General features: G+C 70.1%; 11 protein-coding genes. 3 read left to right on the top strand and 8 right to left on the bottom strand.

What is annotated here, in order from left to right; all coding sequences use genetic code 11:
• The first annotated feature begins 136 nt into the window (after positions 1–136).
• Positions 137–2,662, top strand: coding sequence for an ATP-dependent Clp protease ATP-binding subunit (locus ACZ9QC_RS17160; protein WP_472920911.1), 2,526 nt, complete (start codon positions 137–139; stop codon positions 2,660–2,662).
• 464 nt (positions 2,663–3,126) lie between these two features.
• Positions 3,127–3,729, top strand: a complete 603-nt coding sequence (locus ACZ9QC_RS17155; protein WP_472920910.1) for a M23 family metallopeptidase — start codon at positions 3,127–3,129, stop codon at positions 3,727–3,729.
• Positions 3,730–3,783: 54 nt separating this feature from the next.
• Here the strand turns inward: ACZ9QC_RS17155 and ACZ9QC_RS17150 are convergent, their stop codons facing one another.
• Positions 3,784–3,972 (bottom strand): hypothetical protein, encoded by a 189-nt coding sequence (locus ACZ9QC_RS17150; RefSeq protein ID WP_472920909.1) that lies wholly within the window; start codon positions 3,970–3,972, stop codon positions 3,784–3,786.
• Between the two features lie 117 nt (positions 3,973–4,089).
• Positions 4,090–4,710, bottom strand: coding sequence for a TetR/AcrR family transcriptional regulator (locus ACZ9QC_RS17145; RefSeq protein WP_472920908.1), 621 nt, complete (start codon positions 4,708–4,710; stop codon positions 4,090–4,092).
• A 166-nt stretch (positions 4,711–4,876) separates the two neighbouring features.
• Between ACZ9QC_RS17145 and ACZ9QC_RS17140 the strand changes: the two genes are divergently transcribed.
• On the top strand, positions 4,877–6,499 hold the full coding sequence (locus tag ACZ9QC_RS17140) for an MDR family MFS transporter (protein WP_472920907.1): 1,623 nt from the start codon (positions 4,877–4,879) through the stop codon (positions 6,497–6,499).
• A gap of 187 nt (positions 6,500–6,686) precedes the next feature.
• Here ACZ9QC_RS17140 and cseC read toward each other — a convergent pair whose 3' ends face one another.
• From cseC to ACZ9QC_RS17110, 6 genes are all read right to left on the bottom strand, one after another.
• A complete protein-coding gene (gene cseC, locus ACZ9QC_RS17135; protein ID WP_472921718.1) occupies positions 6,687–8,168 on the bottom strand; it encodes a two-component system sensor histidine kinase CseC in 1,482 nt (493 codons plus the stop codon).
• Complete coding sequence (gene cseB, locus ACZ9QC_RS17130) at positions 8,165–8,872, bottom strand: two-component system response regulator CseB (protein ID WP_472920906.1); 708 nt, start codon at positions 8,870–8,872, stop codon at positions 8,165–8,167. Before cseB ends, cseC begins: the two co-directional genes overlap by 4 nt.
• A 162-nt stretch (positions 8,873–9,034) precedes the next feature.
• A complete protein-coding gene (locus ACZ9QC_RS17125) occupies positions 9,035–9,715 on the bottom strand; it encodes a hypothetical protein (protein WP_472920905.1) in 681 nt (226 codons plus the stop codon).
• Positions 9,703–10,254 (bottom strand): SigE family RNA polymerase sigma factor, encoded by a 552-nt coding sequence (locus tag ACZ9QC_RS17120; protein WP_045562650.1) that lies wholly within the window; start codon positions 10,252–10,254, stop codon positions 9,703–9,705. Before ACZ9QC_RS17120 ends, ACZ9QC_RS17125 begins: the two co-directional genes overlap by 13 nt.
• 308 nt (positions 10,255–10,562) lie before the next feature.
• The gene (locus tag ACZ9QC_RS17115) at positions 10,563–11,516 is read right to left on the bottom strand and encodes an HhH-GPD family protein (RefSeq protein WP_472920904.1); all 954 of its coding nucleotides are present in this window, start codon (positions 11,514–11,516) and stop codon (positions 10,563–10,565) included.
• Positions 11,517–11,659: 143 nt separating this feature from the next.
• Positions 11,660–12,757 (bottom strand): LLM class flavin-dependent oxidoreductase, encoded by a 1,098-nt coding sequence (locus ACZ9QC_RS17110; protein WP_472921717.1) that lies wholly within the window; start codon positions 12,755–12,757, stop codon positions 11,660–11,662.
• Positions 12,758–12,858 lie beyond the last annotated feature (101 nt).

Below are 12,858 nucleotides of genomic sequence, written 5' to 3'. Positions count from 1 at the left end.
TCGGCGTTCGGGGTCAGGAGGCCAAGGACGGTGTCGGCAGTTGGAATGAGCGGTCCCCGCTTGCGGGACTAAGCTGCGGAAGGACAGCGAGGGGAGCGTCCCCTCACTGCCTGACCGCTCTGAGGAGCGATTAACGATGTTCGAGAGGTTCACCGACCGCGCGCGGCGGGTTGTCGTCCTGGCTCAGGAAGAAGCCCGGATGCTCAACCACAACTACATCGGCACCGAGCACATCCTCCTGGGCCTGATCCACGAGGGTGAGGGTGTCGCCGCTAAGGCCCTGGAGAGCCTCGGGATTTCGCTCGAGGCGGTCCGCCAGCAGGTGGAGGAGATCATCGGGCAGGGGCAGCAGGCTCCGTCCGGCCACATCCCCTTCACCCCCCGTGCCAAGAAGGTCCTGGAGCTGTCGCTCCGCGAGGCCCTTCAGCTGGGCCACAACTACATCGGCACGGAGCACATCCTGCTCGGCCTGATCCGTGAGGGCGAGGGCGTCGCCGCCCAGGTCCTGGTCAAGCTGGGCGCTGATCTCAACCGGGTGCGGCAGCAGGTCATCCAGCTGCTCTCCGGTTACCAGGGCAAGGAGACCGCCACCGCCGGCGGCCCCGCCGAGGGCACCCCCTCGACGTCCCTGGTCCTCGACCAGTTCGGCCGGAACCTCACCCAGGCCGCTCGTGAGTCCAAGCTCGACCCGGTCATCGGGCGCGAGAAGGAGATCGAGCGGGTCATGCAGGTGCTGTCCCGCCGTACCAAGAACAACCCGGTCCTGATCGGTGAGCCCGGCGTCGGCAAGACCGCCGTCGTCGAGGGCCTCGCCCAGGCCATCGTCAAGGGCGAGGTGCCCGAGACCCTCAAGGACAAGCACCTCTACACCCTCGACCTCGGCGCGCTGGTCGCCGGCTCCCGCTACCGCGGTGACTTCGAGGAGCGCCTGAAGAAGGTGCTCAAGGAGATCCGCACCCGCGGCGACATCATCCTGTTCATCGACGAGCTGCACACGCTGGTCGGTGCGGGTGCCGCCGAGGGCGCCATCGACGCCGCTTCGATCCTGAAGCCGATGCTGGCCCGCGGTGAGCTGCAGACCATCGGTGCCACCACCCTGGACGAGTACCGCAAGCACCTGGAGAAGGACGCGGCCCTGGAGCGCCGCTTCCAGCCCATCCAGGTCGCCGAGCCCTCGCTCCCGCACACCATCGAGATCCTCAAGGGTCTGCGCGACCGGTACGAGGCCCACCACCGCGTCTCCATCACGGACGAGGCCCTGGTGCAGGCGGCGACGCTCGCCGACCGGTACATCTCGGACCGCTTCCTGCCGGACAAGGCGATCGACCTGATCGACGAGGCCGGATCGAGGATGCGCATCCGCCGGATGACCGCGCCGCCGGACCTCCGCGAGTTCGACGAGAAGATCGCCGGTGTCCGCCGGGACAAGGAGTCCGCGATCGACTCGCAGGACTTCGAGAAGGCCGCCTCCCTCCGCGACAAGGAGAAGCAGCTCCTGGCCGCCAAGGCCAAGCGCGAGAAGGAGTGGAAGGCCGGCGACATGGACGTCGTCGCCGAGGTCGACGGCGAGCTGATCGCCGAGGTCCTGGCGACCGCCACCGGCATCCCGGTCTTCAAGCTGACCGAGGAGGAGTCCTCGCGTCTGCTGCGCATGGAGGACGAGCTCCACAAGCGGGTCATCGGCCAGGTCGACGCCGTCAAGGCGCTGTCGAAGGCGATCCGCCGTACGCGTGCCGGTCTGAAGGACCCCAAGCGTCCCGGTGGTTCGTTCATCTTCGCCGGCCCGTCCGGTGTCGGTAAGACCGAGCTGTCCAAGGCGCTCGCCGAGTTCCTCTTCGGCGACGAGGACGCGCTGATCTCCCTCGACATGTCGGAGTTCAGCGAGAAGCACACGGTCTCGCGGCTCTTCGGTTCCCCGCCCGGATACGTGGGCTACGAGGAGGGCGGCCAGCTGACCGAGAAGGTCCGCCGCAAGCCGTTCTCCGTCGTCCTCTTCGACGAGGTCGAGAAGGCCCACCCGGACATCTTCAACTCGCTGCTGCAGATCCTGGAGGACGGTCGCCTGACCGACTCCCAGGGCCGGGTCGTGGACTTCAAGAACACGGTCATCATCATGACGACCAACCTCGGCACCCGGGACATCTCCAAGGGCTTCAACCTGGGCTTCGCGGCCTCGGGCGACAAGAAGACCAACTACGAGCGCATGAAGAACAAGGTCTCGGACGAGCTCAAGCAGCACTTCCGGCCCGAGTTCCTCAACCGTGTCGACGACGTCGTCGTCTTCCCGCAGCTGACGCAGGAGGACATCCTCGCGATCGTCGACCTGATGATCGGCAAGGTGGACGAGCGTCTGAAGGACCGGGACATGGGCATCGAGCTCTCCCAGTCCGCCAAGGAACTGCTGTCCAGGAAGGGGTACGACCCCGTGCTGGGCGCCCGGCCGCTGCGCCGGACCATCCAGCGCGAGATCGAGGACACCCTCTCCGAGAAGATCCTCTTCGGCGAGCTGCGCCCCGGCCACATCGTGGTCGTGGACACCGAGGGCGAGGGCGAGACGCAGACCTTCACCTTCCGGGGTGAGGAGAAGTCGGCGCTGCCGGACGTCCCGCCGATCGAGCAGGCGGCCGGCGGTGCGGGGCCGAACCTGAGCAAGGACGCCTAACCGCCGCGCTCGGCCTGAGCGACAAAGGGGCTGCCCCGGGACTTCGGTCCCGGGGCAGCCCCTTTTCTGCTGCCGGAATCCATCGCCCGTGAGTGATGTGGGCCTCGTAGGCGGCGTCACATTCCTGAGGTCTTTCGGGTCGGTACCGGTGACGTGCCGCACAGGTCATTTGTCCGGTACTAGGTGGAATAGTGGCGAAGGGGTGATGGGCAAAACGGACATTTGGGTGTGTTGTCAGGGGATTTGATTGCTGCCGTGCAGGTGGGGGACGGTTTGGGGGTGGATGTCAACGAGAGGGGCGGTTTATGGAGACCTACGACGTTCGGTCGTAGGTCACGCGTTTGGGGGGTTTCGGGGCGTCGGGGTACCAAGGGGTGTCCCATTCGGCGGCCGCAGATGTGTGCCGGGTGGGATTCGTGTCCGTCGAGGCACGTTCCCTGTCTCCGTCTCCCGTGAGGTACTCCATGTCGCAGCGTGTTCGCACTCCCCGTTCCCGTATGTCCCAGCTCCGTGTCCGTGCCGCCGTGGCGGCCGTGGGTGTGGGTGTCTCGGGCGTGCTGGGGGCCGGGGTCGCGGCCGCCGCCGGCGGTGCTCAGGCCACGAGCGCCGGCACCGCCACCGTCCAGACCGCCGCCGCCAAGAAGGCCGCCTCCTGGGTCAGCCCCGTCAAGGGCTACAAGCTGAGCGCGCGCTTCGCCCAGGCCGGCAACATGTGGTCCGCGAAGCACAGCGGCCAGGACTTCGCCGTCAAGAGCGGTACGGCCGTCGCCGCCGCGCACGGCGGCACCGTCGTGAAGGCCGGCGGCAACGGCGCCGGTGACGGCCCGGCGTACGGCAACGCCGTCGTCATCAAGCACGGCAACGGCACGTTCTCGCAGTACGCCCACCTGTCCAAGGTGAACGTGAAGGTCGGCCAGGTCGTCAAGACCGGGCAGCGCATAGCCCTCTCCGGCAACACCGGTAACTCCAGCGGGCCGCACCTGCACTTCGAGATCCGTACGACCGCGAACTACGGCTCCGCCATCGACCCGGTCGCCTTCCTGCGGACCAAGGGCGTCAGCGTCTGATCCGCTCGGGCCTGAGGCCAGGGCCGGTCGCCAGGGCCGGTCAGCCAGGGCCGGTCAGCACGGGCCGTAGTCCTGGCCCGTGCCGCACATCGGGGTGTCGGCGTAGTAGTCGCTGAAGAAGGCCATGAGGAGGAGCATCGCGATCCCGACCGCCACGGTGACGGCGAGTGCGATGCGGTGGCTTCTGCGGTCGTGAGCGGCGCGCTCCTCGTCGGTCATCCGGGCGTGGTCGTCGGCTTTCACTCGGGCCTCCTCGTGCCGATGCGGTCGAGATGTGGTCGGGATGCGATCGGCATGCGGTGGGGATGCGATCGGGAGGTCCCCGAGGGCTCTGGGGGTCTTACCCCGATACGAGGGCCCTCACGAGTGTGGGGTGCCGGCGTGCGCCTGGGTCACCAGGTCGATCGCGACCTCAAGGACGGCCTTGCGCTTCTCCTCGGGGTCGCCTTCGACGTCCCTGAGGACGAACATGCCGGCGTGCATGGTGAACAGGGCGCTCGTGCAGCGGACCTGGTCGGTCAGGGCGGCGTCCGGTTCCTTGATGGTGTCGATCAGCCGGATCATGCGGTCCTTGAACGTCTCGCCGACGCTCAGCTCTCGGACCGTCGCCTGGTTCTCCTGCATGAAGCGGAAGAGGGGGGCGACATCGGCCAGGGCCAGGCTGTAGCGGCGCAGGATCTCCCGCTTGGTGTCGAGGGTGCGCGGCTGGGTGCCCGCCCATTCGATCAGTTCGTCGATCGGGCGCTGCAGGTCCTGGAAGAGACCGATGAGGATGTCCTCCTTGGTCTTGAAGTGGTAGTACAGCGCCGCCTTCGTCACATCCAGGCGTTCGGCGATCTCCCGCAGCGAGGTCTTCTCGTAGCCCTGCTCGGCGAAGAGTTCGAGGGCGACGTCCTGGATGCGCTGGCGGGTGTCGCCGCGACGCTGCCGCTTCGGTGTCGGGCTCGTCGGGCCCGTCGCGTCCCGTGTCGTGCCGCTCATCCTCGTACTCCTCGCCGCTCGGACGGCCCGGGTCGGTCAAGCCTCGGCCAAGCGCGTCGAACTTACTTGACGCCCGGCTAGTTAGGGGCCTAGCTTCCCTAAGTGTAGACAACTAGCCGGTCGGCAAGTAAGTGCACGGGAGCTCCGGGGGGAGTGGAGGACCGCGATGGATGCGGAGAAGAAGAACGAAGCGAGCGGTGGGGCCGAGGCGGACGGGCCGCAGTCGCGCAGTGTGCGGGTGGTGCTGCTCGCGCTCATGATCGCCATGCTGCTCGCGATGCTCGACAACATGATCATCGGCACCGCGATGCCGACGATCGTGGGCGAGCTGGGCGGGCTCGAACACCTCTCGTGGGTCGTCACCGCGTACACGCTCGCGACCGCCGCCTCCACACCCATCTGGGGCAAGCTCGGCGACCTCTACGGCCGCAAGCGGGTCTTCATGACCTCGATCGTGATCTTCCTGATCGGGTCGGCGCTGAGCGGTATGGCCCAGGACATGGGCCAGCTCATCGGGTTCCGCGCCGTGCAGGGACTCGGCGCCGGCGGGCTGATGGTCGGCGTCATGGCGATCATCGGCGACCTGATACCGCCCCGGGAGCGCGGCAAGTACCAGGGCATGATGGCCGGGGTGATGGCCCTCGCCATGATCGCCGGGCCGCTGGTGGGCGGGTCCATCACGGACCACTGGGGCTGGCGCTGGTCCTTCTACATCAACCTGCCGCTCGGGGTCGTGGCACTGATCGCCGTCAGTGCCGTGCTGCACCTGCCGAAGCCGTCGCGCGAGGGGCGGTCGGCGCGGAACATCGACTATCTGGGCGCGGGCCTGCTGACCGTCGGCATCACGGCGATCGTGCTGGTCACCACGTGGGGCGGCACCGAGTACGCCTGGGGCTCGGCCGTCATCATGGAGCTGATCGCGCTCGGGGTGACCTCGCTGGTCGGATTCGTGTTCGTGCAGAAGCGGGCGGCCGAGCCGGTGATCCCGCTGCACATCTTCCGCAGCCGGAACTTCACGCTGATGTCCCTGATCGGGTTCTTCACCGGGTTCGTGATGTTCGGTGCGGTGCTGTTCCTGCCGCTGTACCAGCAGTCGGTGCAGGGCGCGTCCGCGACGAACTCCGGGCTGTTGCTGCTGCCGATGCTGGGGGCGATGCTCGCGGTGTCGATGGTGGCCGGGCGGGTGACCACGAACAGCGGCCGCTACAAGGTCTTCCCGCTCGTCGGGAGCGTCCTGATGATCGTGGGGCTGTTCCTGCTGGCGCAGATGGACATCGGGACGAGCCGGGTGACGTCCGGGCTGTACATGGCCGTGCTGGGGGCCGGTATGGGATGCCTGATGCAGATCACCATGCTGGTCGCGCAGAACAGCGTCGAGATGAAGGACATGGGGGTGGCGTCGTCCACGACCACGCTGTCCCGGACCCTCGGGTCGTCCTTCGGGGTCGCGATCATGGGTGCGCTGTTCAACAGCCGAGTGCAGGACGTGATGGCCGAGCGGGCCGGGGCGCTGGGGTCCAAGGTGACCGAGCAGTCGGCGCAGTTGGACGCGGCGAGTCTGGCGAAGCTGCCGGAGGCCGCGCGGGAGGCGTACCAGCACGCGGTGTCCGCCGGGACGCACTCGGCGTTTCTGCTGGGGGCGGTCGTCTCCGTGGTGGCGTTGGTGGCGGCGGTGTTCGTGAAGGAGGTGCCGTTGCGGGGGGCCGGGGGTTCCTCCGCGGCGGAGGCCTCGGGCAAGGCGGAGGCCTCCGGCAAGGGGGAGGCCACCGAGGGCATGGTGCGCGCATGAGAGTGGGGGGTCGGGTGCGATTGGCGGGTGCGGGTGCGTGGGGCTTCTCGCGCAGTTCCCCGCGCCCCTGAAAGAACAGGCCCTGCGGGCCTGAAAAGCACGGGGCGAAGCCCCTGCTTTTCAGGGGCGGGGGGGGGGAACTGCGCGACCAGCCCCCACTCACCCGCAGCCGAACAACCGGCCCCGGTCACCCCACCCCGTCGTTCGACATCGGCAGCATCGGGTAGCTCCCCGTGTTCGTCGGGGCGTGTTCCGGGAGCCACAGGACCGCGACCGCGCCCTCGGCCGGGACCGTGTCCGGGGAACCCGGCGGGCGGACGTTGCGGAAGGTGAGGCGCGCTCCGAGGACACGCGCCTGACCGGCGGCGATCGTCAGGCCGAGCCCGTGACCCTGGCCGGCCCGGTCGGAGGCCCCGGTACGGAAACGGCGGGGCCCGTCCGCGAGAAGTTCCTCGGGGAACCCGGGGCCATGGTCGCGGACCCGGATGACGCGGCCCTCGACGGACACCTCGATCGGCGGTCGGCCGTGCTTCGCCGCGTTGGCCAGCAGGTTCAGCAGGACCCGCTCGAGACGGCGGGGGTCGGTCGTCACCTCCGACTCGTGCACGATCCGCACCCGCACGTCCGCGTTCTTCGCCGCCACCCGCCGGGCCACGAACTCACCCAGCATGATGTCCTGCAACTCGGCCCGCTCGGAGGCACCGTCGAGGCGGGCCACCTCCAGCACGTCCTCGACGAGCGTGCGCATCGCCTGCGCCCGGTCGCGGACCAGCTCGGAGGGGCGGCCCGGCGGCAGCAGCTCCGCGGCCGTCAGCAGCCCGGTCACCGGCGTACGCAGCTCGTGCGCGATGTCCGCCGTCACCCGGCGCTCCGCCTCGATGCGCTGCCGCAGGGTGTCGGCCATCGCGTCCACGGCCCGCGCCAGCTCGGCGGTCTCGTCCCGGACGACACCACCGATCGCTTCCTGCACCCGTACGTCCGACTCGCCCTTGGCCACCTGGTGCGCGGCGGCCGCCGCCTTGCGCAGTCGGCGGGACATCTGGCCGCCGATCAGGACCCCGAGGGCCGAACCGCCGAAGACGACCGCGATCGAGCCGATCAGCAGGGCCTGGTCGAGGTCCCGCATCACCGCCGAGCTGTGGTCGGTGAAGTCGGTGTGCAGCGACAGGACGCGCTTGTCCTTCAGCGGGACCGCCGCCCAGATGTCGGGCACCCCGTTCTCGCCCTCGGACACGTAGGTGGCCCTGCGGCCCTCCCTGACCTTGGTCAGCAGGTCTCCGGGGATCTCGGGGTCGTCGATCTTCACGCCGAAGGCGCCCGACTTCAGCGGGCGGCCCGACTCGTACATGCGCTGGGCGACCTGGATGCGCTCGTCGGCGAGGTCGCGCGAGTTGTCGAGCATCGAGACCCGTGCCGCGTTGTGCACGACCAGGCTCAGCGCGACCGCCACCAGCGCGCCCACCAGGGCGATCGCCGCGCTCAACTGCCAGCGCAACCCCGTCCGGATGCCCGAAGCGGGCCCCGTGCCGACGGCCGGCCCCGCGCCTGCGACGGGTCGCGTACCCGACGCGGACCCCGCGGCGGACGGGCGGCCGACGACACGTACCGCCTCCGGGGCCCGCCTTCCCCGTATGCCCCTCGACTCCATCTCGGCTCCGCCCCCGCTCAGGCCTTGAGCTTGTAGCCGAAGCCGCGGACCGTGTCGATCCGGTCCTGGCCGATCTTCGCGCGCAGCCGCTGGACATGGACGTCGACGACCCGGGTGTCGCCGCCCCAGCCGTAGTCCCACACGCGTTCGAGCAACTTGTCGCGGGAGAGCACCGTGCCGGGGGCGGACGAGAACTCCAGCAGCAGCCGCATCTCGGTCGGCGTCAGCGCCACCGGCTCCCCCGACCTCCGTACCTCCATGCCCTCGGTGTCGATCTCCAGTTCGCCGAAGGTGAGCACCCCGGCGGTGCCCGCCGCCCCGGTCTCCTCCGCCTTGGCGTCGCCGCCGCTCGCGTGGCCGAAGCGGCGCAGCACCGCGCGGATCCGGGCGACCAGGACCGCGCCGTCGAACGGCTTGGTCACGTAGTCGTCGGCGCCCGCCTCCAGCCCCAGCACCACGTCGATGGAGTCGGCGCGCGCGGAGAGCATGATCACCGGGACGGTCGACTCGTCACGGATGCGGCGGCACAGGGAGACCCCGTCCAGACCCGGGACCATGACGTCGAGGAGGGCGATGTCAGGCCGGTTCGCGCGGAACGCCTCCAGCCCCGACAGCCCGTCGGGCATGGCCGTGACCGCGAAGCCGTCCCGCTCCAGGGCGAGCTGGGTGGCCTCGCGGATGACGTCGTCGTCCTCGACGAACAGGACGTGGGTCTGCTCTGCCATCCGGTGATCTCGCTCGCTCTCGGTCGAAGTGGGTCGCGACGGTTGTCGGGTCGGTCGGGACCGGCGCGGTCGGGGACGGTCGGCCGTCGCGGTCGGGGACGGTTCCGACCGTCGTATTCGGGCGGTCGGTCGGGCGGTCGGGATCGCCGTGACCAGCGGGGCTCAGCTCGGCTCGGGTGTCGCCGACTCCGTGCCGCCCACGGCGCTGCTGTACTCGGTGCGTGTACTGGAGCGCTGGACGAAGTCGTCCTTGATCCAGCGATAGGTGGCCACTTCCTCGCTGGACGGGTACGACGACGGGTCGCCATTCTCGTACAGCTGCCGGGTGACGAGGAGGTCGCCCCGGTCTATCTCCGCGTAGACGGGCGGCTGTTCGGACCGGAAGACGCTCCGGTACGCCCCCTTCTCCTCCGCGCGGTACACGTACGACGCCACACCGACGGCGTCCGCACACGTCATCACATTCACCACGAGGTCGTCGGACGAGGCCCCGGTCAGGTCCCCGTACGTCACGTCCACCGGGTACTCGTCGGCCACACACGGCCGCAGATCGCTCTTGACCGTCTTGCTGACCTCCGGGTCCGCGCGGACCATCCGGACGACCTCGTCGACGCTCGGGTGGTCGTCCTCGGCCTCCGCCGAACCGGAGACGGACGGGGTGGCCGCGCCCGCTGCGAGGGAGTCGCTGTCGGCCGGCCCCTCGTCCCGGGCACCGGTGCCGCCCGTGCCGCAGGCGGACACGGAAAGGGCGAGGGCGGCGAGCACGGCCACCGCCGTGATCACCGCCTTCGTGCCCTGCCTGACCCCCGGACGGGGGCCGGCCGCTGTGCTCAGGCCGCGCAACGCTCCTGCTCCTCGCTCGCTTCGAGCGCACGGGCGGCGCGCTCTTCGTGGTCCCGCGACTCCAGCTCCTCGCGGAGCCGGGCCAGCGCACGGTGCAGCGTGCTCTTGACCGTGCCGGCCGACATGCCGAGGGCGGCGGCCGTCTCCTCCGTGGACATCTGCTCCCAGTGTCGCAGCACCACGACACTGCGCTGCTTGGGTGCCAGAACCTTCATGATGTCCATCAGGAGGGCGCGGTCCGCGTGCTGCTCGGTCGAGTCCTCGATGCAGGCGTCCGGCAGCTGCTCGGTCGGGACCTCCTCCAGCTTCCGGGCCCGCCACCACTCGGTCCGGGTGTTGATCATGACCCGGCGCAGATAGGCGTCGGCCAGCCGCTTGTCCGCGATGCCGTCCCAGCGGCCGTACGTCCGTGCCAGCGCCGTCTGCAGCAGATCCTGGGCGTCCACCGGGTCCGGCACGAGCCGGCGGGCGCTGCGCAGCAGCGCGTCCTGCCGGGTACGGACGTACTCCTCGAATTCGAGCACCTCGCCGTGCGCCATGATCAACCGCCTCCGTTCCCCGTTTCCGACGTCCGCGCTGTCGCGCGGTGCCGGTTGTCCGCCGCTTCGTGTCGCGCGGTGTGTCGCGCGGTGCGTGTCGCTCGTTCCGCCGGATCCGCCGGTTCGTTTCGCGGGTTCCTGCGGTACGCCAATGAAGCTACGGAGGGGTTGTCACGGAGACGTCCGAGGCAGCCTGCGGAGAACGCTCGGCTGTCCGTCGGTTGTGTAACGAAAGTAGGAACGGGGTAAAGCGGGATGGGCTTTGGGGCGGAGATGGGCCGGTTTACCCCGTCGACGACACCGGAGGGTCAGGTGAGGGGGAGGCGGTAGAGGCCGCCGGGGAGGGGTTCCACCAGTCCGTCGGAGACCAGCCCGTCCAGGGCGCGGGCACGCTGCACGGGCTCGTCCCACACCCGGTCGAGAACCGCCTGCGGCACCGGGGCGATCGCGTCCCGCAGGACGGCGAGCAGCTTGCCGCGGACCTGACGGTCGGTACCGGCGTACGTCTGCCCGCGCCGCGCCGGGCCCTCGTGCGCGGGCTTCCCGGCCAGCCGCCAGGCGCACTGTCCGGCGATCGGGCAGCGCCCGCACGTCTCGTTCTTCGCCGTGCACACCAGTGCGCCCAGCTCCATCGACGCGGCCGCCCACCGGGACGCCGTCCCGTCGTCCTCGGGCAGCAGGGCCCGGGCCAGCTTCCGCTCGGCTGCCGTGGTCGCGTTCGGCGGGTACTGCGTGCCGCTCACCGCGCGGGCGAAGACCCGCCGCACGTTCGTGTCGAGCACGGCGTGCCGCTGCCCGTACGCGAACGAGGCCACCGCCGCGGCCGTGTACTCGCCGATCCCCGGCAGCGCGAGCAGCTGCGCGTGATCACGGGGTACGTCTCCGCCGTGCCGTTCCGTTATGGCCACCGCGGCGCCGTGCAGCCGTAGCGCGCGGCGCGGGTAGCCGAGCCGGCCCCAGGCGCGCACCGCCTCGCCCGGGGGTTCCTTCGCGAGGTCCGCCGGGCGGGGCCAGCGCGCCAACCACTGCTCGTAGACGGGCAGTACACGGTTGACCGGTGTCTGCTGGAGCATGAACTCGCTGACCATCACCCCCCAGGGGCCGGCCTCCGGTCGACGCCAGGGCAGGTCACGGGCGTGCGTCTCGAACCAGGCGATCACCGGGGTGTGCAGGGCGGTGGGTGTGGGGGCGGGGACAGAGGTGGGGGTTGGTGTGGGGGTTACGTCGGCAGGGCTGCTCTGGGGTTTCGTGGGTGCAGTCATGGCACGGTCGATCCTGCCACGCGGAGGGTGGTGGGGGCGGGTTCTGGTGGGGGGTGTCTGGGGTGGGTCCGCCGGGTGCGGGAAAGTCCCACCGGAGCCGCACTCGCCAACGCATCCGAACTCCCGTGCTCTTCGGCGGCACGTCAGCCGCCCGGCCGCCACCCCAGCGCCGGCCCCAACTTCGTCGCGATGTCCGTCAGGATCTGCACATAGTCCTCGTGCTCGAACGTGAACGGCAGCGCGAACGCCACCTCGTCGACCTCGCGGAACCCGGCGTGCGCCCGCAACCGCTCGGCGATCTCCGCGGACGTGCCCACCAGGTCCGGCGCGAAGAGAAGCCGCCCCGCCCCCTGCGGCGCCGTGGTCCGGGGCAACCGCTTCGCCGCGTACGCCTCGTACTTGGCGCGCTGCTCCGCACTCGCCGAGTCGGTCGGGATGACCACGAGTCCCTGCGAGACCCGGGCCCGCTCACCGTCGGGGTGGTGCGCCCGGAACTCCCTGATGTGCGAGCGCTGGATCTCGGCGAAGTCCACCGTCCCGGAGGCGGCCGTCGGCCCCGGCTCCGCCGCCACCCCCTCCGCCGGCTCCGCCTTCACCACGCTGCTGGTCAGGAAGTTCATCCCGTTCTCGCCGGCCCACCGCGCCGACCGCAGGCTGCCGCCGCCGTACCACATCCGGGCGCCCAGCCCCGGGGAGTGCGGCTGGACCCGGTCGGAGAAGACCTCGAACCCCTCGGTGCCGCGGAAGTCCGTGGCCGCTTCGCTGCGTACGAAGCCAAGGAGCCTACGGACCCGTTCGAAGCTGAAGTCCTCCGCGTCGGCGGTGTCCGGGTAGAGCGCCGCCTTGACGGTGTCGTAGTGCATCGGCGGTCCGACGCTGATCCCCGGGTTGACCCGGCCGCCGGACAGGAGGTCGACCGTGGCCAGGTCCTCGGCGAGCCGCAGCGGGTTCTCCCAGCCCAACGGGATGACAGCGGTGCCCAGTTCGATACGGCTCGTGCGCTGCGAGGCGGCCGCCATGACCGCGACGGGGGAGGAGATGCCGTACTGCAGATGACGGTGGCGCAGCCACGCGCTGTCGAAACCGAGCCGCTCGCCCAGTTCGATGATCTCCAGCGTGGATTCGTGGCCCCGGCGCGGGTCGGCCTCGTCGAACAGCCCGATGGTCAGGAACCCCAGCTTCCGCAACGGCTTCGACGCCGGTGCGCTGACGCCGTTCTCCACGGTCTCGGATCCGGCCATCGTCATCTCCAAGTCCTGCGGCGCGCTTCGGTGGTGGGGACGATTGTGGCAGGTGGGCCGAGGGAAGCGGCGAGTGAACTCGGGGTCGATGAGCGGATGTC

Source organism: Streptomyces sp. HUAS MS02, from assembly GCF_055702265.1.
Note: the sequence above shows the minus strand (reverse complement) of the source record. Positions and strands in the feature narration are given on the sequence as shown.

Coding starts and splice junctions, on each gene's coding strand:
- ACZ9QC_RS17120 (WP_045562650.1), bottom strand. CDS start 10,254: ATGGCGCACGGCGAGGTGCTCGAATTCGAGGAGTACGTCCGTACCCGG.
- cseB (WP_472920906.1), bottom strand. CDS start 8,872: ATGGCAGAGCAGACCCACGTCCTGTTCGTCGAGGACGACGACGTCATC.
- ACZ9QC_RS17140 (WP_472920907.1), top strand. CDS start 4,877: ATGGATGCGGAGAAGAAGAACGAAGCGAGCGGTGGGGCCGAGGCGGAC.
- ACZ9QC_RS17145 (WP_472920908.1), bottom strand. CDS start 4,710: ATGAGCGGCACGACACGGGACGCGACGGGCCCGACGAGCCCGACACCG.
- ACZ9QC_RS17115 (WP_472920904.1), bottom strand. CDS start 11,516: ATGACTGCACCCACGAAACCCCAGAGCAGCCCTGCCGACGTAACCCCC.
- ACZ9QC_RS17160 (WP_472920911.1), top strand. CDS start 137: ATGTTCGAGAGGTTCACCGACCGCGCGCGGCGGGTTGTCGTCCTGGCT.
- ACZ9QC_RS17110 (WP_472921717.1), bottom strand. CDS start 12,757: ATGGCCGGATCCGAGACCGTGGAGAACGGCGTCAGCGCACCGGCGTCG.
- ACZ9QC_RS17155 (WP_472920910.1), top strand. CDS start 3,127: ATGTCGCAGCGTGTTCGCACTCCCCGTTCCCGTATGTCCCAGCTCCGT.